At 62.0% G+C, this 19,821-nt stretch carries 21 protein-coding genes; 6 read left to right on the top strand and 15 right to left on the bottom strand.

What is annotated here, in order from left to right:
- The first annotated feature begins 40 nt into the window (after window positions 1-40).
- Window positions 41-1,201 carry a GGDEF domain-containing protein gene (locus tag BOP96_RS18660; RefSeq protein WP_019816876.1) on the top strand — a complete coding sequence of 387 codons (1,161 nt, stop codon included), beginning with the start codon at window positions 41-43 and terminating at the stop codon, window positions 1,199-1,201.
- Here BOP96_RS18660 and BOP96_RS18665 read toward each other — a convergent pair.
- From BOP96_RS18665 to BOP96_RS18690, 6 genes are all read right to left on the bottom strand, one after another.
- Window positions 1,180-3,384 carry a GAF domain-containing protein gene (locus BOP96_RS18665; RefSeq protein WP_014718681.1) on the bottom strand — a complete coding sequence of 735 codons (2,205 nt, stop codon included), beginning with the start codon at window positions 3,382-3,384 and terminating at the stop codon, window positions 1,180-1,182. The two genes, BOP96_RS18660 and BOP96_RS18665, sit on opposite strands and share 22 nt — an antisense overlap.
- A gap of 171 nt (window positions 3,385-3,555) precedes the next feature.
- Window positions 3,556-4,407 carry a CAP domain-containing protein gene (locus BOP96_RS18670; protein ID WP_014718680.1) on the bottom strand — a complete coding sequence of 284 codons (852 nt, stop codon included), beginning with the start codon at window positions 4,405-4,407 and terminating at the stop codon, window positions 3,556-3,558.
- Between the two features lie 82 nt (window positions 4,408-4,489).
- Window positions 4,490-5,815 carry an MFS transporter gene (locus tag BOP96_RS18675; RefSeq protein WP_014718679.1) on the bottom strand — a complete coding sequence of 442 codons (1,326 nt, stop codon included), beginning with the start codon at window positions 5,813-5,815 and terminating at the stop codon, window positions 4,490-4,492.
- 56 nt (window positions 5,816-5,871) lie between these two features.
- Entirely contained in the window at window positions 5,872-7,065 is a 1,194-nt protein-coding gene (gene lhgO / locus BOP96_RS18680) for an L-2-hydroxyglutarate oxidase (RefSeq protein WP_073453645.1), read from the bottom strand.
- Window positions 7,066-7,171: 106 nt separating this feature from the next.
- Window positions 7,172-7,882 carry a FadR/GntR family transcriptional regulator gene (locus BOP96_RS18685; RefSeq protein WP_019816878.1) on the bottom strand — a complete coding sequence of 237 codons (711 nt, stop codon included), beginning with the start codon at window positions 7,880-7,882 and terminating at the stop codon, window positions 7,172-7,174.
- Window positions 7,883-7,920: 38 nt separating this feature from the next.
- Window positions 7,921-9,153 carry an MFS transporter gene (locus BOP96_RS18690; protein WP_073453646.1) on the bottom strand — a complete coding sequence of 411 codons (1,233 nt, stop codon included), beginning with the start codon at window positions 9,151-9,153 and terminating at the stop codon, window positions 7,921-7,923.
- A gap of 113 nt (window positions 9,154-9,266) precedes the next feature.
- Here BOP96_RS18690 and BOP96_RS18695 point away from each other — a divergent pair, with 113 nt between their 5' ends.
- Window positions 9,267-10,151 (top strand): LysR family transcriptional regulator, encoded by an 885-nt coding sequence (locus tag BOP96_RS18695; RefSeq protein WP_073453648.1) that lies wholly within the window; start codon window positions 9,267-9,269, stop codon window positions 10,149-10,151.
- 56 nt (window positions 10,152-10,207) lie between these two features.
- Window positions 10,208-10,885 (top strand): GNAT family N-acetyltransferase, encoded by a 678-nt coding sequence (locus tag BOP96_RS18700; RefSeq protein ID WP_019816881.1) that lies wholly within the window; start codon window positions 10,208-10,210, stop codon window positions 10,883-10,885.
- Here BOP96_RS18700 and BOP96_RS18705 read toward each other — a convergent pair.
- Complete coding sequence (locus BOP96_RS18705; RefSeq protein WP_073453650.1) at window positions 10,875-11,477, bottom strand: TetR/AcrR family transcriptional regulator; 603 nt, start codon at window positions 11,475-11,477, stop codon at window positions 10,875-10,877. The two genes, BOP96_RS18700 and BOP96_RS18705, sit on opposite strands and share 11 nt — an antisense overlap.
- Before the next feature lie 72 nt (window positions 11,478-11,549).
- On the opposite strand from BOP96_RS18705, the gene BOP96_RS18710 reads away from it, so the two are divergent.
- Window positions 11,550-12,149, top strand: a complete 600-nt coding sequence (locus BOP96_RS18710; protein ID WP_014718672.1) for an NAD(P)H-dependent oxidoreductase — start codon at window positions 11,550-11,552, stop codon at window positions 12,147-12,149.
- A 1-nt stretch (window position 12,150) separates the two neighbouring features.
- On the opposite strand, the gene BOP96_RS18715 is transcribed toward BOP96_RS18710, so the two are convergent.
- The 3 genes from BOP96_RS18715 to BOP96_RS18725 all read right to left on the bottom strand — a co-directional run bounded on the left by BOP96_RS18715 (window position 12,151) and on the right by BOP96_RS18725 (window position 14,546).
- A complete protein-coding gene (locus BOP96_RS18715) occupies window positions 12,151-12,540 on the bottom strand; it encodes a hypothetical protein (protein ID WP_020301139.1) in 390 nt (129 codons plus the stop codon).
- A 61-nt stretch (window positions 12,541-12,601) separates the two neighbouring features.
- Entirely contained in the window at window positions 12,602-13,858 is a 1,257-nt protein-coding gene (gene aroA, locus BOP96_RS18720) for a 3-phosphoshikimate 1-carboxyvinyltransferase (protein WP_073453652.1), read from the bottom strand.
- Between the two features lie 133 nt (window positions 13,859-13,991).
- A complete protein-coding gene (locus tag BOP96_RS18725) occupies window positions 13,992-14,546 on the bottom strand; it encodes a UPF0149 family protein (RefSeq protein WP_019816886.1) in 555 nt (184 codons plus the stop codon).
- Window positions 14,547-14,730: 184 nt separating this feature from the next.
- Here BOP96_RS18725 and BOP96_RS18730 point away from each other — a divergent pair, with 184 nt between their 5' ends.
- Complete coding sequence (locus BOP96_RS18730) at window positions 14,731-15,543, top strand: crotonase/enoyl-CoA hydratase family protein (RefSeq protein ID WP_014718668.1); 813 nt, start codon at window positions 14,731-14,733, stop codon at window positions 15,541-15,543.
- A gap of 5 nt (window positions 15,544-15,548) precedes the next feature.
- The gene (gene nudC / locus BOP96_RS18735) at window positions 15,549-16,382 is read left to right on the top strand and encodes an NAD(+) diphosphatase (RefSeq protein WP_073453654.1); all 834 of its coding nucleotides are present in this window, start codon (window positions 15,549-15,551) and stop codon (window positions 16,380-16,382) included.
- Here the strand turns inward: nudC and BOP96_RS18740 are convergent.
- The 5 genes from BOP96_RS18740 to BOP96_RS30580 form a co-directional block, all read right to left on the bottom strand.
- Window positions 16,350-17,129, bottom strand: a complete 780-nt coding sequence (locus tag BOP96_RS18740; protein ID WP_003191011.1) for a TSUP family transporter — start codon at window positions 17,127-17,129, stop codon at window positions 16,350-16,352. The genes nudC and BOP96_RS18740 overlap by 33 nt on opposite strands.
- A gap of 109 nt (window positions 17,130-17,238) precedes the next feature.
- The gene (pcsA, locus tag BOP96_RS18745; RefSeq protein WP_014718666.1) at window positions 17,239-17,955 is read right to left on the bottom strand and encodes a phosphatidylcholine synthase; all 717 of its coding nucleotides are present in this window, start codon (window positions 17,953-17,955) and stop codon (window positions 17,239-17,241) included.
- Window positions 17,956-18,103: 148 nt separating this feature from the next.
- Window positions 18,104-19,024, bottom strand: coding sequence for a class I SAM-dependent methyltransferase (locus BOP96_RS18750; RefSeq protein ID WP_073453656.1), 921 nt, complete (start codon window positions 19,022-19,024; stop codon window positions 18,104-18,106).
- A 49-nt stretch (window positions 19,025-19,073) separates the two neighbouring features.
- Window positions 19,074-19,562: a DUF1289 domain-containing protein gene (locus BOP96_RS18755; protein WP_014718664.1), complete on the bottom strand. Its 489-nt coding sequence runs from the start codon at window positions 19,560-19,562 to the stop codon at window positions 19,074-19,076.
- Between the two features lie 146 nt (window positions 19,563-19,708).
- Window positions 19,709-19,821 (bottom strand): hypothetical protein (locus BOP96_RS30580; protein ID WP_238346834.1); only part of this gene is annotated, 113 nt, incomplete at its 5' end.

Below are 19,821 nucleotides of genomic sequence, written 5' to 3' on the forward strand. Positions count from 1 at the left end.
CGGCGTATGCCGCTGTTCGGCTTGCTGGCAAGGTGCCACAATGGCGCCTTTGCCGTCGCCGGTCAAACAGGCCAACCCCATGAATAGCCTCGGGCAGGACCAGGGTCACTCCATCGAAGAGCAGGTGCGAACCGACCGTTTGCACCAGCTGTTTCGTCAATCATTCTCGGCGATCTTCGGCAGCTACCTGGGCGCCGTCATGCTCTGCTGGCTGTGCTGGGATCGGTTCGATCATCAGGTCATCCTGGTGTGGTTGGTACTGTTGGCGGGCTCGTCATTGGTGCGCCTGCATCTGTTCGTGCAATGGTTTCGCTGCCCTGACGCGGCGCGCACGCCCGCCCGTTGGGAACGCCGCTACTGGGTCACGCTGATGCTGTCGGCGGGTATCTGGGGCGGCGGGGCGCTGGCGGTGATGCCGGTCGATGACCGCTTATCCCAGGTGCTGGTGATGCTGTTTACCGTGGGCATGTCGGTCAGCGCGGTGTCCTGTTATTCAGCCTATCGCTACATGACGCTGGGCTCGATGGCGCTGGTGTTGCTTCCCTGTACGGTATGGATGCTGTTTCAGCCTTCGCCGATGCAGGTCGGCGTGGCGTTGGCGGTGCTGGTGTTTGCTTCGTTTGTGGCCGGTGCCACGCGCAAACTCTCCGATGCCCTGGAAAAAGCCTTTCGCCTGACGAGGCAAATGGAACGCGCTCATCATATTTCCACCCGCGCCGCTCAGACCGATGAACTGACCGGGCTGATGAACCGTCGGGCGTTCTACGAACAGGCTCAGTTGCTGTATGCCCAGTGCCTTCGCGAGCAGCAGCCGTTGTGTGCATTGATGATGGACATGGACCACTTCAAAGCCATCAATGACACCTACGGCCACCAGGCCGGCGACCAGGTGTTGCGTCAGATTGGCGCGGTGATCAGCGCGTCCTTTCGCCAGACCGATATCTACGGTCGCCTGGGGGGCGAGGAGTTTGCAGTGCTGCTGCCCAATACCTCATTGGAGACCGCACGCAGCATTGCCGAGCAGTTGCTCCAGACGATTTATCACTTGCCCGCCGACCCGGTACAAGGGGTGAGCGCAAGCTTGGGCGTGGCATCGACCCACGCTCAGCCTCTGGATTTGAACGGCTTGATGAACAGCGCCGACAAGGCCCTGTACCAGGCCAAGGCATCGGGCCGCAATCAGGTGGCGGTTGTCGACTGATCCTTGCTCATCGCCTTTGCCAGCACTCGCGCAACTTGGTCGGCGGAGTAGGGCTTGGCGAGGAACTCAAAGCCTTCATAGCCGCTGTCCGCCAGTTCCTCGCTGTAGCCGGAGACGAGTACCACGGGCAGGTCCGGGCGGCGCTGGCGCAGTAGCTTGGCCATGGCCACGCCGGTCATGCCGGGCATCACCACGTCGGAGAAAATCGCATCGAACCCCTGGACGTCTGTGCCGGCGAGGTTCAGCGCCTGTTCGGCATTGGTCGCCCACGTGGTCTGGTAACCCAGGTCCTTGAGGATCTGGCTGGCGAAGCGTCCTACCTCAAGGTTGTCCTCGACGATCAGCACGTGCTGATGAGCAGCCTCTTGCGGCGCTGGCAAGTCTGTATGCGGGTCTTGATCCGGCGCCGCTTCGCCTTCGACCTGCGGCAGGTACAAGGTAAACACCGTACCCTGGCCAAGGGTGCTGGCCACATCGATATTGCCGCCTGACTGCTTGGCAAAGCCGAATACCTGCGACAGGCCAAGGCCCGTGCCTTTGCCCACGGCCTTGGTGGTGAAGAACGGCTCGAAGATGCGTTCGAAGGTATCGCTGGGAATCCCGGTGCCGGTATCGGCCAGAGAAATGGCGATGTAGGGCATGCACGACTCGGCATCCCCGCGAATACGTGGCAGCGTTTGCTCGCTGGCGACTTTGAGGGTCAGGGTACCCTGGCCGTCCATCGCATCGCGGGCGTTGAGGGCGATGTTGATCAGCGCGGTTTCGAACTGGCTTGGGTCGATGCGTGCATAGCAGGGCCGATCGGGCAATTGCACCTGCACATGAATGCGTGCGCCGGTGACGCTTTCGAGCATCTCGCCGATGTTCTGCACGCGCTGGCCGACATCGAACACCTGCGGGTTCAATGGTTGGCGACGGGCAAAAGCGAGCAGTTGGCTGGTGAGCTTGCTGGCCCGCTCCACCGTGTCGGATACCGCGCACATATAACGTTGCCGACGCTCTTCGGACAGGCCCGGTTGGCGCAGGAAATCCACGGATGAGCGGATAATGGTCAGCAGGTTATTGAAGTCATGGGCGACGCCACCGGTCAGTTGGCCGATGGCCTCAAGTTTTTGTGACTGGCGCAGTGCAGCTTCGGCTTCGGCCAGCGCACGGGTACGCTCATTCACGCGCTGCTCCAGGCTGGCATTGAGTTCCGCATAGGCGGCCAGGCCCTTACGCACGGCGGCGTCGGCACGCACGCGCTCGATATGCGCCCATGAACGTTCGGTGACTTCGCCCAACAGCGCGATGTCGTAGGACGACCAAAAACGCGGCACTTTGTCGTGTACGGCCATCAGTGCGGTGAGCCGCCCGTCTTTGATCAAGGGCATGCAAATGGTGGCCGTCACACCGAGTGCCTGGAAGCTCGCGGCGTCATGGGGCGGCAGCTCGATCAGATTATTGCGTATCACCAGTGGCTCGCCGGCACGCAGGCAGTTGACCGCGCATTCGCCAAACGCCGCCAGGCTGTAATGGCCGATGATGCTCGGCGAGCCTTGCGCCGACCAGTCGCCTCGAATGGTAAAGCCATCTTCATCCTCGTCCATGTCGGCGTAGGCACAGATGGACACCTGCAGATGTTCGGCCAGCAGGCGAGTCGTAGACGTCAGGATGGTTTCGGCGTCGGTAGCGTTGGTCACGCTATTGCTAATGGCGTCCAGCACTTCAAGACGACGGGCGAGGAACACCGTGGCAGTGGTTTCGGTCACCGTGTCGAGCAAACCGACCACTACACCTTGGGCATTGCGAATCGGGCTGTAGCAGAAGGTGAAATAGGCTTGTTCCGGCGCTTCGTTGCGTTGGATCAACAGCGGGAAGTTTTCGATATAGGTGGCGTGCCCATCGAACGCGGCGTCGGCGATAGGGCTGATATCGTCCCACACCTCGTGCCAGATCTCGTTGAACGGGCGGCCCAAGGCGTCGGGTTTGCTACCCAGGATCGGCGTGAACGCGTCGTTGTAGAGGGTAATCAACTGAGGCCCCCAGACGATGGCCTGGGGGAAACTCGACGCGAAGCACAGCGCAACGGTTGTCTTCAACACATCGGGCCAGTGTTCAAGTGGCCCCAGGGGCGTACTGGCCCAATCGTGCTGACGAACCCGCTCTGCCATTTCGCTGCTGCCTTGCAGCCAATTCATCATGGGGTTCACACCTTGCTTGCTACGTACTGTTTAGCTTTGAAGAGTCATACCGACTAGCAACAGACCGGAATGACCGCATTCAGTTCAGCGCGATTATCTCCCTGATAGCACTTTGATTTCACTGTCTATTTGCACGCCTTCATTATTGGCCGGTTGGGCCGGCGCCCAACCTTATTGCGTGCCGAATAAGCCCGTCCAATAGATGCCCGCGTCACTCTTGGGGTCCATGGCGTAGGCAGCACCCAATTCGCGAAACTGCGGGTTCATCAGGTTGGCGCAGTGGCCGGGGCTGGCGAGCCAACCGTCGACGACCTTGCGCGGCGTGTCGAGGCCGGCGGCGATGTTTTCGCCGATATTCTTCGCGATATACCCCGCCAACTCGGCGCGGTCACCCGGCGTGCGGCCGTCGGGGTCCAGGTGGTCGAAGAAATTGCCGTTGGCCATGTTGCGGGTATGGCTGTTGGCTGCGCCGGCCAGGGTGTCGTTCCACGACAGGGGCGCCGTGGCGGTGAACGCCTGGGTGCCACACTGGCGCGGCTCGGCACGGGCGGTGTTGATCAGGTCGAGCAGTTTTCTGCCTTCGGTCTGCCAATCGCCCAGGCCGCTGGTCACCAACGGGCGGGCCAGCACGATGCGCCAGTCCTGGCCGCTGTTGCTGACGCCGATGTCGACAAATTGCGGGTCGAGCACTACGCGGCAAAAGCTTTCGCGCACCGCTTTCATCGCGGCCTCGGCATCCTTGGGCCCGGACAGGCTGATGGCCTGCACATTCACCATCGGGTAGGCAGCGCGCGCCAGCGACTGCTGCAAATCGCCGACATTGGAGGCCGGCAACACCAGTCGCGTGTCGCTGGTCAGCGGCGGAAGCTCCTGGGAACCCTGGTCACCGCAGCGTTGCACCTGGCTGCGGTATTGGTTGATCTGTTGGACTAACTGACTTTCTTCATTCGCCATCGCGCTGGCGCAGAACACCGTAGTGGCGGCCAGCGTCGTAAGACCCATCATCAATGACAGAACGCGCATGGACGTTACCCTTGAGCTTGAAAGTGCCCATGATGCGCGATCCAGGTGCATCCATGCACCCGTTGGTCCGAACTTTTTTTGCTCAGTTCTTGAATGTCGAGTGTTTCGCGCCCTGATCGCAGAGGGCAAACACCACCACCAACAAGGCAGAAATCGCGAGGATCACCACCACGCCATCGGTGGAGTGGGTGGCCGAGGCCGCTACCATCGACAGCGCGCCCAGCGGTGCCAGGCCACCGGCAATGGCGGTGCCGATCTCCCGCCCGGTGCCAAAGCCCGATGAGCGCGTTTGCGTCGGGAACTGCCGGCTCAGGAACGAACCCTGGGGGGCGAACATCATCGGCGCGAGGATTCCGGTGCCCACCCCGATGGCGAGGTAAATCATCAGGCTTTCACCACTGTTGAGCAGGGCCAGGAACGGGTAGGCGAACAACAGCGAGCACAGCCCGCCGAGCATCAACACGGTCTTGCTGCTCCACTTGTCACACAGCCAGCCGAAGCAGGGCACGGCGACGATGGCTACCAGGCTGGCGATGGTCACCGACAGCGAGGTGACATGCACGTCCACGCCTTTGAATTGGGTCAGGTACGCCAGGGAGAAGGTCTTGAAGATGTAGCTCAGGGCGTTGTAGCCAATCGCGACAAAAAACACCACGGCGAGGCCCTTGAGGTCATTCTTGAACAAGGCTTTGAGAGGCGATGGCTTGGCCTTGGCTTTTTCTGTGCTCAGCGCTTCGAACTGTGGGGTCTCCGGAATGCTGTTGCGCACCCACAGGCCGACGCCTACCAGCACGATGCTGCAGATAAACGGAATGCGCCAGCCGCCGGCCAGCAGGAACTCGTTGCCGTTGATGGTCAGCAGGTAAATAGTCAGTGAGGACAGCAACAGGCCCAGGTTCAGGCCCAGTGCCGGCCAGGCGCCCTGGCTGCCACGCTTGCCTTGGGAGGCATGCTCGTAGGAGGTGACTGCCGCGCCCGACAACTCGGCACCTGCGCCCAGGCCCTGGATGATGCGGATAAACACCAGCAGGATCGGGGCCCAGATGCCGATGGAGGCGTAGCTGGGGATCAAGCCGATCAAGGTGGTGCACACGCCCATCAGGCAGAAGGTCAGCACCAGCACTTGCTTGCGCCCGAACTTGTCGCCCAGGTAGCCAAACAGGATGCCGCCGAAGGGGCGGGCGATAAAGCCGATGGCAAAGGTCGAAAAGGCCATCAGCGTGGCGGTCTTCGGGTCGCTGTTATCGAAGAAGATCTTCGAAAACACAATCGCCGCCATGGTGGCGTACAGGTAAAAGTCATACCACTCCAGCATCGAGCCGAAGATGGTGGCGGCGGCTACTTTGCGTAGGCGCTTGCGGGTTTGTTCGGGCGTTTCGGTACCGGGAATGGAGGCGGATGCCGACATGCTGGACTTCCTTCTGGGTCTTTGTAGTTATTGTTGGGTGAGCGGGCGGTGCGGTCTTACTGGGGGTGGAACAGGCGGTCGGCGATCATCGCGCCGATGGGCATGGCTGAGGTGGCGGCCGGTGAGGGCGCATTGCACACATGCAGCATTCGTGAGGTTTGGGCGAACAGAAAGTCGTGCACCAGGCTGCCGTCGCGCATTACCGCCTGGGCACGGATGCCGGCCTCGTAGGGCAGCAGGTCATCGAGCGTCAGGGACGGGCAGTACTTGCGGCACTGCTCCAGGTAGCCGGACTTGAACAACGAGTTCTTCATCTCGGTGGTGCCGGAACCGAGGTTTTGCCACAGGGTTTTCCAGAAACCCGGGAAGCTGGCGTACTGCGCCACGTCGCGCCAGTTCACCGAAAACTTGCGGTATTTCTCGCGGCCCAGGCCCAGCACGGCATTCGGGCCGACGGTGACGCTGCCGTCGATCATGCGGGTCAGGTGCACGCCGAGGAAGGGCAGCTCCGGGTCGGGGATCGGGTAGATCAGATGGTTGACGATGTTGTTCTTGGCGGCGGGCAGGCGGAAGTATTCGCCCCGAAACGGGATGATCTGATGGTCGATACGGATGCCGGCCAGGCGGGCCAGGCGGTCTGACTGCAAGCCGGCGCACACCACCAGGTGGCGGGCCTGCCAGGTCTCGCCCTCGGTGTTGACGGTGACCGTGTCGGTGTTTTCGTGGATGGCAGTGACGGTGCGTTCCAGGCAGATCTGCCCACCGCTGCGACGAATCACCTGGGCCATGGTCTCGCACACCTGGCGGTAATCGACAATCCCGGTGGCATCGAGAAACAAGCCGCCGAGGCCGACGATGTTCGGTTCACGCTGGCGCAGTTGTTCGGCATTCAAGCGCTCGACCTGCATGCCATTGAGCTGGGCACGGGCGTACAGCGCTTCCATGCGTTGCATTTCAAGCGGGCTTGAGGCCACCAGCAGCTTGCCGCACACCTCGAATTTGATCCCGTGTTCGCGGCAGAACTGCTTGGTGGCTTCGGCGCCGCGCTTGCACAAGTCGGCCTTGAGGCTGCCGGGTGCATAGTAGATGCCGGCATGGATCACGCCGCTGTTGTGGCCGGTCTGGTGCTTGGCCAGCACCGTCTCTTTTTCCAGGATCACCAGCGACGCGCCCGGTTGGCGCTTGAGCAGCTCCATGGCGGTGGCCAGGCCGACGATGCCGCCGCCGATAATGCAAAAGTCATGAATCATTGCAGAAGTACCTAGGTTGTACATTTCAGTCTGCTTATCAGGTTGTCAGACTAATGTTTTTGTTAAAAAAATGGCGTGTCCGCGGACACGCTGCAAACAAGGTGGATCAGTTCGTGGTCGGTAATTCCAGCTGCAGGCGTCGCGCCGCGGCACGCAGGTGTGCCTCGGCACTGGCGGCGGCGCGTTGGGCGTCGCCGTCGGCAATGGCTTGGTAGAGCTGTTGATGTTCCTGGGTGGCATCGGCCGAACCGGTGGCAAAGCGCGACGCCGAGTTCTCCCACGCGGTTTTACGCGCACTGGCCAACTGGCTCCTGAGGAAGTCATGGAAGGCCACGAAGTAGTCATTCTTGCTGGCGTCGGCAATGGCACGGTGGAATTCCACATCGGCCAGGGCTGCGGCTTCAAAGTCGTCGCGGTTGTCCTGCATGGCCTGCAACGCGCTTTTCATGCGCTGCAGGTCGGCGCTGTCGCGGCGCTGGGCGGCAATCGAAGCGGCCTGGGTTTCGATCCACAGGCGCACTTCGAACATCTGCGCCAGGTCAGGTCGTCGCCCGTTGGGCTGCGGAAACCGAAACACCGTGCCCGCAGGGGTCTGCGAAATAAACGAGCCCAGGCCACGGCGGGCGGTGAGCACACCGTCGGCCTTGAGCTGGGCAATGGCTTCACGCACCACGGAACGGCTGACGTTGAGTTGTTCGGCCAGTTGCTGTTCGGTCGGCAGGCGCGACTCCGGGGCCAGTTGGCCGGATTCGATTTCTGCGCGAATGGCGCTGACAACCCGTACGACAAGCGAATCGGGGCGCTGGAGCTCAAGCATGGGAAAACCTTGGTGATCAGGTTGTCAGACAATAGTCGTTACGATTTTAGCTTGTCAATATTTGTCTGCTTCGCGCTGGCCAGGGAATACCCACGTCTCCAGGCAATCAGCACCGCCAATAACAGCAAACCTACCGCCATGGCGAAGGTGGCGTGCAGGCCGGCTGCCACCGCCTGGGGCGCGGCGAGGCTGACATCCGGGGTGGCGCGGGCGAACACCGCGCCGAGGGCCGAGGCGCCGAAAATCAGGCCCAGGTTCCGTGACAGATTCAGCAGGCCGGACACTGTGCCTCGGCGTGTCGCCTGTATATCGCTCATCACCGCCGTGTTGTTGGCCGCCTGGAACAGGCTGTAGCCGGCCGTCAACACGATCAGCGCCGCGAGATAGACGCCAAGCCCGGACGCCTGCGACAGCAACAGGGCCCCGCACAGCATCACGCTTAGCCCCACGAGGGTCAGGCGTTGGCTGCCAAGGCGATCGGTCAGGTAACCCGCCGGTACACCGGTCACCGCCGCGACCGTTGGCCCGACGGCCATGGCCAAGCCCATCCAGGCGGGATCGAGGCCCAGGCCACGTGACAGGTAGAACGGCCCCACCACGAACGTGGCCATGATCACCGCCGACACCAGGGCACTCATGGCCAGGCCGGCGCGCAACGGCGCATCGCGCAGGGGCGCCCAGACTGTATCGCCTGGCCAAGCGTCGCGGCGGTGAGCATCTACCGGCAAATAACGGTAGGCGAAGGCGGCAGCCACACCCGCCAAGGGCAGGCCGATCAAAAACAGCGCGCGCCAGCTCCACAGGCTGAGCAATACCCCGCCGACACTCGGACCCATGGCCGTGCCGAGTGCCGACAGGGTGCCCAGCAGGCCCATGACTCGGCCGGTATTCTCTTTCGTGACAGTGTCACCCACCATGCCCAGGGTCATCGCCATCATGATCGCCGCGCCCAGGCCCTGGAATGCCCGTGCGCCGATCAGCCAGGGCAGGGTTGGCGCGGCGGCACACCCGGCGCAGGCCAGGGCAAACACCAGCAACCCGGCCAGCAGCAAGCGCCGGCGCCCCAGACGGTCGCCCAGGCGCCCGGCGCTGACAATCACGGCGGTGATGGCCAGCAGGTAGGCGAGCACCACCCACTGCACGGCCTGAAACGAGGCACCGAAGGCGTGCGCCAGGCTGGGCAGGCCGACATTGGCGATGCTGGTGCCCAGGGCGGCCAGCAACATGGACAGCGACAAGGCGACCAGGCCGCCGCGTGTGGAGATTTGCATGCGCGTTTCCTTGAGTGAATGCACCTGTCACAAATCTACGGCGTCGCCTAACATGGCGGAAGACGCATGGCTTGCAGGCTATAGCTGCACCCAACGCCTGATCAGGAGCCCGCATGCCCGACCTCAATTTACTCATCACCCTCGACGTGTTGCTTGCCGAAGGCAGCGTCGCTCGCGCCGCCCAGCGCCTGCGCCTGAGCCCTTCGGCCATGAGCCGGGCCCTGGCGCGTTTGCGTGCGGCCACTGGCGATCCGCTGCTGGTACGTGCCGGGCGCGGCCTGGTGCCGACGCCCCGGGCGTTGCAATTGCGCGAACAGGTTAGCCAACTGGTGCAGGACGCCCATGCGGTATTGCGCCCGGCGCACACCCTGGACTTGGGTGAGGTGGTGCGTACCTTCACCCTGCGCACCAGTGAGGAGTTCGTCGAACGCTTCGGCCCTGCATTGCTCGCGCGTATCGCCCAGGAGGCTCCAGGGGTGCGCTTGCGTTTCGTGCACAAGAGCGACAAGCACAGTGCGCTGCTGCGCGACGGTGGCGTCGACCTGGAAACCGGTGTGGTCGATGTCGGCGCCAGCCCGGAGGTGCTGACCCAGGCGCTGTTCCGTGATCGCCTGGTGGGCGTGGTGCGCGAGGGCCATGCTCTGAGCCGCGGCCCCTTGAGCGCAGCGCGTTTCGCCCAGGGACAACATGTCTACGTGTCGCGGCGCGGCCAGGACCGTGGCCAGATCGATGAGGCCCTTGAGGCGCAAGGTCTGGTTCGGCAGGTCAGCATCGTGGTCGCCGGTTTCAATACGGCCATCGCCCTGGCGCGTGACACCGACCTGATCGCCTGCGTGCCTGAGCGCTACATCACTGTGCCGCCTCGAGGGTTGCACTGTTTTGAGCTGCCGGTGACGTTGCCGCCGTTTACCGTGGCGATGCTGTGGCATCCACGACAGGATGCCGACCTGGCCCATCGCTGGCTGCGCGCGTGTTTGCGCGAGGTGTGCGGGCCATGAGCGGCGCGCAACAGGTACAATCGCCGCTGCCTTGACGCGAAACCCCAGGAATTTGCATGTTCAGCCTTACACGCTACACCACGCCGTGCCCCGAACCGGTCAACAGCCAGATCCTGCAGATGGTGGTGGACAACCTCACCGATATCAGCAGCGTAGCGCTGGCACCGAGCAACCTGCTCTACAACATCTACCAGTACGCCATCGGGTTTGAGGTACACCTGTACCTTGAGGCGTTGAATGGCGAAAAGGGCATCGCCGTCGAGGTGGTCGTGGCGATGGAAGACGAGACGGTGGTGGGCTTTTGCCTGTACCTGCCGGTGAAGGATGACCCGAACGCGTGTGGCATCGCGTTTATGGCGGTGCAGGCCGGCTTTCGTCGCCAGGGTGTGGCACGCAGCATGCTGGACGAGGTGTTGGCGCGTTATCCCCACGCCGAACTGGCCTGTGCGGTAGAGAAGGTTGCGGTGTTCGAAGCCATGGGTTTCCAGGTACGCGGTGCGCGTGGCACCCAGGTCGTGATGAACACCCGCAACTACGGCACCGATGGGCTGATGGGCGTGTTGGATGTGGCTTCAATCTACAGCTCGCTGGAAGTGCGGCAGATCCACACCTACCTGCTGCAAAAACACGGCAAGCGCGCCATGGTCGATGCGGAGAAACAGCGTGATCGGCACCTGGACCAGTTGACGCGCAAGGCGCAACTGTTCGTCCAGGGCCGTCTGCCTACGGCCTGACGCGCTTGACCATCCCGAGGATAGTCTCCAGCAGTTCCTGCTGAGCTTCCTCGCGGCTGATCTCGCCATTGGCCGCCGCATGGGACAGGGCTTCCGCCGCGCCGAGCATGGCGCGCAACCCGGCCTGGGAAATACTGCCGCCGTGGGTGAAGGGCGACAGCGCGTCTCTGCACTTATCGAGGAAGATCGCCTCGTATTCGCGCTTGGACGCTTCCAACTCCGGTGAACCGCTCAAGGCGGCAATCACCCCGGGGATTTCCCGACCTTGCAACAACACACAATCGACATACGACGACGCGATAACCCACGCGCGGTCCTCAAGCGTCGCCTTGCTGGTGGCGATGGCATCGGCAAACACCTGGTCCTGGCGCGCGTCGAAGTCTGCATACAGCGCGGCCAGCAACCCCGCGCGTGTAGCGAAGTGGTCGTACACCACTGGTTTGGTGACGCCCGCCAGCTCGGCCAGGCGGCCCAGGGTCAGGGCGTCGGTGCCTTCGTCACGCACCAATTGCCAGGCGACGTCGAGTAACTGGCGCAGGCGATCTTCACGGGACAAACGACGACGGGGGGCAGGGGATTCATTGCTTGACATGCTTATATACCAAAAGTAACTTATTCGACGTAACTTACTAAAAGTAGATTAAGCCGAAACGGAGTCAAAGTCATGCACGCACTGATCGTTGTTGCCCATCACGACCCGCAATCCCTCACCCATAGCGTGGCCGCCGAGGTGGGCGCGGGCTTGAGCGCCTCTGGCCACACCTTTGAAATAGCCGACCTTGCCGCTGAAGGGTTCGACCCACGCTACAGCGCGGCCGACCATCGGGTGCACCGTACTCGGGCGACGCCGCCAGCCGACGTGGTGGCCGAGCAGGCCCGCATCGATCGCGCCGACGCGCTGGTGCTGGCATTCCCCATCTACTGGTGGTCAATGCCGGCATTGCTCAAGGGTTGGGTCGACCGCGTATTCGTCAATGGCTGGGCGATTGATTACGGCCCCGATACACCGGTGCAGAAGAAACTAAGGCATTTGCAGGTGCATCTGCTGGCCCTGGGTGGGGCTGATGACAGTGCATTTGAGCGACACGGTTATGCCAAGGCCATGAATACCCAGATCGACTACGGCATCTTTGATTATTGCGGGGCGCGGGTACTCACTTCCGAGTTGTTGTTGGACTCGGAAAGTGGCACGGCCCAGGCGCATTTGCACAAGGCCCGGGCGGTGGGGCAGGGGTTGTTTGAGCGTGAGGCCGTCGCGGGATAATTCAAGCGTCGCGAAACAGGTCGTGGGCGTCCAGCAAGCGGTAGGCAATCTCTGGTTTTTTCTCCAGGCCGCGGCGAATGGAGGCGGGGATCGACTGGCGAGTCTTGCGGCACATGCCCGGCAGTTCGTCGATGACGATCTGGATCCCGCGCATGCTTTTGACCTCGGTATGCCCGGGCGCGATGTGGACGCGGATGCCCAGTTGGTCGTACATCCGCTGTTGCAGGTGTTCGAGGTCTTGCAGGCTCTTGAGGTTCTCCAGGCGCGCCAGCAGGATTTTTTCCTGCTGGCGCGTCAGTTGCAGAATGCGCAGATCAGCGCCGGGAGCTTCCAGCAGTTGTTCACGGTTGCAGACACAGGCGCCGGGTGGGCAGGGTTGGCGAAGGGTCATTGACGCTCCCGGCAAGGTTCAGTTGTAGGAGCGAGCTTGCTCGCCCCTACAGGTTTGTGTGTCAGTAGCTCAAGTGAACGCCCAGGCTGGCCAGCGCTTTCCAGTAGTCAGGGTAGGTCTTGGCTACGCAGTCCGGGTCTTGGATGCGAATGCCCGAGACTTTCAGCCCGGCCAGGGCAAAGCACATGGCGATGCGATGGTCGGCGTGGGTGTCGATCAGTGCGGTGCAGGCGGTGCCAGCCAAAGCGGGGTCGCTGGCAACCAGCAAGTCATCACCCTCGATGGTCGCCAGGCTCGGGCGAATTTCGTTGAGGCCATCGTGCAGCGCCTGCACGCGGTCACATTCCTTGACGCGCAGGTTCGCCAGTTCAGTGAAGCGCACCGGGGTGTTGTTGAACGCGGCGAGCACTGCCAGGGTCGGGATCGCATCCTGCATTTGTGAACCCACCACCGTGGCCTGCATGTTCGGGAATTGCGCGATCACGGCCTGGGCCTTGGCGTCGGGCTGGGTGAAATCCTGTGGGGCTACACCAATATCGATACGGCCACCGGTCAGTACTTCTGCGGCCCACAGGTAAGTGGCGGCGGAAGCGTCGGGTTCGATCAGGTAGTCATGGGCGGTATAGCCGGTGGGGGCCACGCGCCAGGTGGTGTCGTCCACGGCGTCGACCTGGGCCCCGAACGCACGCATGCAATCGAGGGTCAGGTCCACGTAGCCACGGGCGCCAATGTCCTTGCCGGTCAGCGCCACTTCAATCGGCGCTTCGCCGCACGCCGCCAGCATCAGCAGGGCCGATACGTACTGGCTGGACAAACCTGCGTCAATCTCAAAACGCCTGGCCTGGACCTTGCCCGCGCCGTGCACGGTTACCGGTGGGCAACCGGTGGGGCTGTCGACCTGGATGCCGTTCTGGCCCAGGGTGGCCAGCAGCGGGCCGATGGGGCGTTTTTGCATGTACTCGTCACCGTCCAGTACCACGGTGCCTTGCACGGTGGCGACGGCAGCCGTGAGAAAGCGCATGGCGGTGCCGGCGTTGCCGAGGAACAACGGCTGGGCCGGCAATTGCAGCGAGCCTTGGCTGGTGACGACAAAGGTGGTGTCGTCCGGCTCCTCGATGGTGACGCCCATCTGCCGCAGGGCGACCGACATGTGGCGCGTGTCATCACTTTTGAGCGCACCGCTCAAACGGCTGGTGCCCTTGGCCAGTGCCGCCAGCAACAGCGCACGGTTGGTAATGGATTTGGAGCCGGGGGGCGCGACCTTGCCAGTGAGGGGGAAGTTGGGCGGTGTAACGGTCACGGTTTTCTGCGAACTCAAGGTACAAGGCTCCTGGTCAAGGCAAGGTGGCGTGGAGTGGCCGACGTGCGGACCCGAATCATCAGGCAAACACGCCATGCTTGTCGAGTGAGTGGGTGATCTGCGTGATTTATTGGCATGCGCTCCTACTGCCTTAACGCTGGCTCAACCAGTAGTCATGCAGCGCCCGCGCAGCCGGTTCGATTGCGCTGACCTGCAGTTGATGGGCGTTTACATCCAGATCCGCCGGCAATTCGAAATTGTCCTGTTCGGCGCACCAGGAAATCCGCTCCAGTTGCCCGGCTTGTACAGCGGGCAATGGCGGCCAGTTGGCGATTGTCACGCCGCGCACATAACCAAAGCACCATTCCTCGGCAAGGGTCACCGCCTGGCCTTGATGTTCGGTTTCATCGAAACGGGCTTTGAATGCCTGGGAGTCAGTGGCCAATTGCGCGGCCAGGGTATTCATATGGCGTACACACAGCTCGAGAAAAGCCTGGGCCTCGTCCATGTTGTCCCATTCAGGGTTTTGCCCACCCCAGATCGCCGGGAACCACTCGGACACATCCACCTTGGCCGGGCTGGAAACCAGGGCGGTGAAATAACCGTCGAGTTCGGCCATGTTCAGCACCGAGTGGTCTTCGCCGTATTTGAGCAAGGTGGCGTCAATGAATTCGAAATCGGCGGGAGCGAGAGGTTGGGCGTGCATGGCATATCCTTAAAACGTCGAGCGCCGCGCACAGCGCGGCTTAAAGCACAAAGGATGGCCTGTGCATCGGGTTTTATCCAGCGTCTTTTCCTTCACCGTGGCCAGTCCCGTTTTTGGCCGATGCGCCGTGGCGCACCCTTGATATAGTCTGGCCTTTCTCAATCGCCAGTCAGGGATCACTGCCATGTCCGAATACCAAGCCTTCGTTGTCGAACTCAGTGGCAACGTTGCCCATGTGCAGATCAATCGCCCGGAAAAGATCAACGCCATGAACGCGGCGTTCTGGACCGAAATCATCGACATCTTCCAATGGGTCGACGAGACCGACGCCGTGCGTGCCGTGGTGCTCAGCGGCGCGGGCAAGCATTTTTCCTCGGGCATCGACCTGATGATGCTGGCCTCGATCGCCAATGATTTTGGCAAGGACGTGGGTCGCAATGCGCGCCTGCTGCGCCGCAAGATTCTCGAGCTGCAAGCTTCGTTCAACGCCGTGGACACTTGCCGCAAGCCCGTGCTGGCGGCGATCCAGGGCTACTGCATTGGCGGTGCCATCGACCTGATCAGCGCGTGCGACATGCGCTACGCGGCCGAAGACGCGCAATTCTCGATCAAGGAAATCGACATCGGCATGGCCGCTGACGTCGGCACCTTGCAACGCCTGCCGCGCATTATCGGCGATGGCATGCTGCGTGAGCTGGCCTACACCGGTCGTCAATTCGGCGCCGAAGAAGCGCGCAGTATCGGCCTGGTCAATCGCGTGTTTGCCGATCAGCAAAGCCTGCTGGCGGGTGTCATGGACCTGGCCCATCAAATCGCCGCCAAGTCGCCGATTGCCGTGACTGGCACCAAGGCCATGATCAGCTACATGCGTGACCACACAGTCAATGACGGCCTGGAATACGTTGCCACCTGGAACTCGGCTATGTTGCAATCCAACGACCTGCGCGTGGCCATCGCGGCCCATATGAGTAAGCAGAAACCCGAATTCGTGGATTGACTGACATGACCCCAGGCTGGATTACCACAACGCTGCTGGACAACGACGCCCCCGGCGGCTGGGCCGTCGCCCGCAGCCGCGAAGGCTTTTTACACGATACCAACGGCCCGCTGTTCCCGCGCGAATGGCTCAAGCGCCAGGACCTGTCGGTGTTTGCCGAACACGGCATCGGCCACCTCGACGGCGAGCCGGTGTACCTGTTGGAACTCGACTCGCCGGCTGATGTGCCAGGGTGCAGTTGGCAAGGCTTGCGCGGCTTTATGCTGCAAGGTGATCACACCCTGTACAAGGTGCTGGGCTACGCCGCGCAGATCGGCACCTGGGCGCGGGAGCACCGTTTTTGTGGCAGTTGCGGCCAGGCGATGGTACAGGTGCCGCGGGAGCGGGCGATGTATTGCCAGGCCTGCGACCTGCGCAGCTATCCACGCATCTCGCCAAGCATGATCGTGCTGGTGACTCGTGGCGATGACATCCTGCTGGCGCGCTCGCCGCGTTTCGTCACGGGGGTCTACAGCACCCTGGCCGGTTTTGCCGAGCCGGGTGAGTCCGCCGAAGACTGCCTGATCCGTGAAGTGCGCGAAGAGGTGCAGTTGGAGGTCAAGAACATCCAGTACATGGGCAGCCAATGCTGGCCGTTCCCTCACTCGATGATGCTGGGCTTTCACGCCGAATACGCCGGTGGCGATATCGTGCCCCAGGCCGACGAGATCGAGGACGCGCAGTGGTTCAATATCCACGAGCTGCCGCCGTTGCCGGCGTCACGCTCGATTGCGCGTTACCTGATCGACCTCTACGTGGCCCGCCGCCTAGGCCACGCTGAACCAATGCTGCCAGGCTAGGCGCACGGTCAGGCCCAGCACCACGGTGATAAACACTGGGCGGATGAATTTGGCGCCGCCGCTGATCGCGCTGCGTGCGCCAAAGAACGCGCCACACATCACCGACACACCCATCGCCAGGCCGACGATCCAGTCCACCGACCCATTGATGATGAACACCGTCAGCGCCGCGGCGTTGCTGACGAAGTTCATGCTGCGCGCCACGCCGCTGGCCTTCACCAGGTCGATGGGGTGCAGCAGCATCGTGCTGACCGTCCAGAACGCCCCCGTGCCGGGCCCGGCCACTCCATCGTAAAAACCCAGACCAAAGCCCTGGGTGGCTTGCCATTTCTTTTTGATCGGTGCCTCCGCGTCCAGTGGCGCCTTGGGCGTGCCCCCGAACAACAGGTACACACCGCAGGCGAAGACGATCACCGGAAGCATCTTGTTCAGGGTTTCGGCAGGCAAGTAATGAGCGACGACCGCGCCGGTCAGTGCACCGATCAAGGTACCGACAATGGCGTGCACCCATTGGCGTGGGTGGAACAGCTTGCGGCGGTAGAAGGTAAAACTGGCGGTGGCCGAGCCGAAGGTGGAGCTGAGCTTGTTGGTGCCCAGCACCAGATGCGGCGGCATACCGGCGGTGAGCAGGGCCGGGGTGGTCAACAAACCGCCACCGCCGGCGATGGCGTCGATAAAACCGGCGATAAAAGCGACAACGGCCAGGATGGCCAGGGTGGTGAGGTCTACGCTGAGTTCGAAGGGCATGGGCAGGGCTTATTGTTGGAGGGCCGCAGAAGGCCAGCATCTTACTGCGATGTGACTCAAATGTGGGAGGTGGCAAGCCTCTCCCACATCTTTTACCGGGCCCGCCTGGTTATTTGTGCGCGCCCAGCCATTCCACGGCCGTGCGCCAGATGCAGATACCCAGGAAGTACGCCGACATCAGCGACCACAAGCCAAATGTCCAAGGGTTGGTATTCGGGTAATCCACCACCATCAGGAAGCTGCACAGCAGCCAGATAGTGGTCACCGCGATGTTGATCGGCATGAAACGCTTGACCCGGAACGGGTGCAGGAACTTCATCGGCGTCACGGTCAACAGCGCCAGGCCGATCACGGTCAGCAAGGTGACCCAGGCATCCGGCTGGATGATATAGACGCACAGGGCAACGACGTTCCAGGCGGCAGGGAAGCCGACGAAGTAGTTGTCCTTGCTCTTCATGTTCACATTGCAAAAGCAGAACAGCGACGACACCAGGATCACCGACACCGCAAACAGGTGGGTGAACTCGGGCAGGTCGATGTAGCGGTAGATAAACAGGGCAGGAATGAACACGTAGGTGAGGTAGTCGATCACCAGGTCGAGCACCGAGCCGTCAAAGCTGGGCAGCACCGTGCTGACATTCACCCGTCGCGCCAGCGAGCCGTCGACGCCATCCACCACCAGTGCCAGGCCCAGCCACAGCAGGCACGCCTTGGGGGAGTTTTCCAGCAGCGCCAGGGTGGCCAAAAAGGCCAGTACCACACCGGTGGCGGTAAAGCCGTGGGCGCCCCAGGCTTTGAGTCTGGCTACATGCAGGGTCGATATCACGGGCGGTTCTCCAAAAGGTCAAACGGGGCAGCCGACGACGTAGCGCCGTCGAGTCTGGCCAGGGAATGCAGGTATCGACCGGGAAGGGGAGGATAAGGTTCACCGCCCGGCGTATCCGTTAGCGTAGCAAGCGTAGGATGTTTCGGCATCAGCCCTGACGGAACACCAGTGCCTTTAGTCCACTCTGCGGATCAATGTCAGGAAATTCCGGTGGGTTTTCCAGCCGCTGTACAAACCGCAGGCCCGGTGCTTCGCGGGTCACGCCGTCGATCAGGAAATCTTCGCCGAAGGCCGGATCGTTCATGCATGCCAGTACGGTGCCGTGGGCACTGAGCAAGTCCGGCAGGCGGCGCAGCACGCGCTGGTAATCCTTGGTCAGCAGGAAACTGCCTTTCTGGAAGGAGGGCGGGTCGATGATCACCAGGTCATAAGGACCGTTGTTCGTCACCTTGGCCCAGGACTTGAACAGGTCGTGGCCCAGGAAACTCACCCGGCTCAGGTCGTGCCCATTCAAACGATGGTTGTCGCGGCCACGGCTGAGGGCACCACGGGCCATATCCAGGTTCACCACATGGTCGGCGCCGCCTTCGATGGCGGCCACGGAAAAACCGCAGGTATAGGCAAACAAATTCAGCACGCGCTGGCCCTGTGCTTGCTCACGTACCCAGTTGCGCCCGTAACGCATGTCGAGAAACAGCCCGCTGTTCTGTTTTTTACCCAGGTCGATCAGGTAGCGCAGGCCGCCCTCGGTGATGGTCAACTCGTCGATGGCCTCGCCCACCAGCCATTCGGTGGTGCTTTGCGGCAGGTAGCGGTGTTGCAGGGCCACGGTGTGCGCGCCGAAAGCGGCCCAGTCGATGTGCAGTAGCGTCTGCTTCAGGGCCTGCAGGTGCTCGGTTTCCTTGAACAACGCCACCAGCACCACCCCTTGCAGCCAGTCCACCGTCAGTTGTTCCAGGCCCGGCCAGCAGCGGCCACGGCCATGGAACAGGCGCCGGGTTTCCGCGGGCGCGTCAGCCAGGGCAGTGAGCAAGTGGGCGTGCAGGGTAGCGAGTGCGTCTGGGTTCATCGTTAAGGGTCAGTCATCGGGCGGGCGGCATTTTAAACACAACTGTGGGTCAGCGCGTGGCAATCAGCGCCGGGCCGAATGACTCTTTCAAGAAAACCGGGGCGATATAGCGCTCGTAATGTGCCTCGGACAGCAGAAAAAACTCTCGATCTATCGCATCGCGCAAATCCGCCAGGTGGCGTTCGCGAAACTCCGGTAACAGCGTCAACCCATAGGCATCCAGCTTGGAAATCACCCGTGCTCCGCGCGCAATCAACTGGTATGCCCAGCAATACGGCGACTGGTGCGGCATAAAACGAATCTTGCGCGCTTCCAGCTGCTGTCGCAGGCAGTGCGGGTCGAACACTTCCAGCTTGCTGGCCATCACCTGCACCAGCAGTTGTTCCAGGCGCAGCCACACCGCCTGTTTTTCCTCGGCGTTATAGCCATTCCACTGGATCACCTCGTGGTGATAACGCTTGCAGCCCCGACAGACCAGGTCACCGTAGACGGTGGAACACAGCCCGACGCAGGGGGTTTTAATGGTGTGGTTGGGCATAAAGGCTTACTTGCAAAGTCTATGGATCACAATAGCCAATGTGGGAGCTGGCTTGCCCGCGATAGCTGTGTGTCAGTGGGTACATCCGTGACTGATACACCGCTATCGCGGGCAAGCCCGCTCCCACATTTTTTGGTTCGTGTTGATTAGTCCCAGCTCAACGCGCCGCCAGTCTGATACTCGATCACACGGGTCTCGAAGAAGTTTTTCTCTTTCTTCAAGTCCATGATCTCGCTCATCCACGGGAACGGGTTGGTGG

The organism is Pseudomonas sp. FSL W5-0203 (assembly GCF_001896155.1).
GTDB classification, from domain to species: Bacteria; Pseudomonadota; Gammaproteobacteria; order Pseudomonadales; family Pseudomonadaceae; genus Aquipseudomonas; species Aquipseudomonas paracarnis.

Excerpts from the sequence above, each read along its gene's own strand:
- BOP96_RS18695 (WP_073453648.1), top strand. The coding sequence starts at position 9,267 with ATGCCCGACCTCAATTTACTCATCACCCTCGACGTGTTGCTTGCCGAA.
- BOP96_RS18710 (WP_014718672.1), top strand. The coding sequence starts at position 11,550 with ATGCACGCACTGATCGTTGTTGCCCATCACGACCCGCAATCCCTCACC.
- BOP96_RS18675 (WP_014718679.1), bottom strand. The coding sequence starts at position 5,815 with ATGTCGGCATCCGCCTCCATTCCCGGTACCGAAACGCCCGAACAAACC.
- BOP96_RS18740 (WP_003191011.1), bottom strand. The coding sequence starts at position 17,129 with ATGCCCTTCGAACTCAGCGTAGACCTCACCACCCTGGCCATCCTGGCC.
- BOP96_RS18700 (WP_019816881.1), top strand. The coding sequence starts at position 10,208 with ATGTTCAGCCTTACACGCTACACCACGCCGTGCCCCGAACCGGTCAAC.
- BOP96_RS18715 (WP_020301139.1), bottom strand. The coding sequence starts at position 12,540 with ATGACCCTTCGCCAACCCTGCCCACCCGGCGCCTGTGTCTGCAACCGT.
- BOP96_RS18750 (WP_073453656.1), bottom strand. The coding sequence starts at position 19,024 with ATGAACCCAGACGCACTCGCTACCCTGCACGCCCACTTGCTCACTGCC.
- BOP96_RS18725 (WP_019816886.1), bottom strand. The coding sequence starts at position 14,546 with ATGCACGCCCAACCTCTCGCTCCCGCCGATTTCGAATTCATTGACGCC.
- BOP96_RS18665 (WP_014718681.1), bottom strand. The coding sequence starts at position 3,384 with ATGATGAATTGGCTGCAAGGCAGCAGCGAAATGGCAGAGCGGGTTCGT.
- BOP96_RS18730 (WP_014718668.1), top strand. The coding sequence starts at position 14,731 with ATGTCCGAATACCAAGCCTTCGTTGTCGAACTCAGTGGCAACGTTGCC.
- BOP96_RS18755 (WP_014718664.1), bottom strand. The coding sequence starts at position 19,562 with ATGCCCAACCACACCATTAAAACCCCCTGCGTCGGGCTGTGTTCCACC.
- BOP96_RS18705 (WP_073453650.1), bottom strand. The coding sequence starts at position 11,477 with ATGTCAAGCAATGAATCCCCTGCCCCCCGTCGTCGTTTGTCCCGTGAA.
- lhgO (WP_073453645.1), bottom strand. The coding sequence starts at position 7,065 with ATGATTCATGACTTTTGCATTATCGGCGGCGGCATCGTCGGCCTGGCC.
- BOP96_RS18690 (WP_073453646.1), bottom strand. The coding sequence starts at position 9,153 with ATGCAAATCTCCACACGCGGCGGCCTGGTCGCCTTGTCGCTGTCCATG.
- BOP96_RS18660 (WP_019816876.1), top strand. The coding sequence starts at position 41 with ATGGCGCCTTTGCCGTCGCCGGTCAAACAGGCCAACCCCATGAATAGC.
- BOP96_RS18670 (WP_014718680.1), bottom strand. The coding sequence starts at position 4,407 with ATGCGCGTTCTGTCATTGATGATGGGTCTTACGACGCTGGCCGCCACT.
- nudC (WP_073453654.1), top strand. The coding sequence starts at position 15,549 with ATGACCCCAGGCTGGATTACCACAACGCTGCTGGACAACGACGCCCCC.
- BOP96_RS18685 (WP_019816878.1), bottom strand. The coding sequence starts at position 7,882 with ATGCTTGAGCTCCAGCGCCCCGATTCGCTTGTCGTACGGGTTGTCAGC.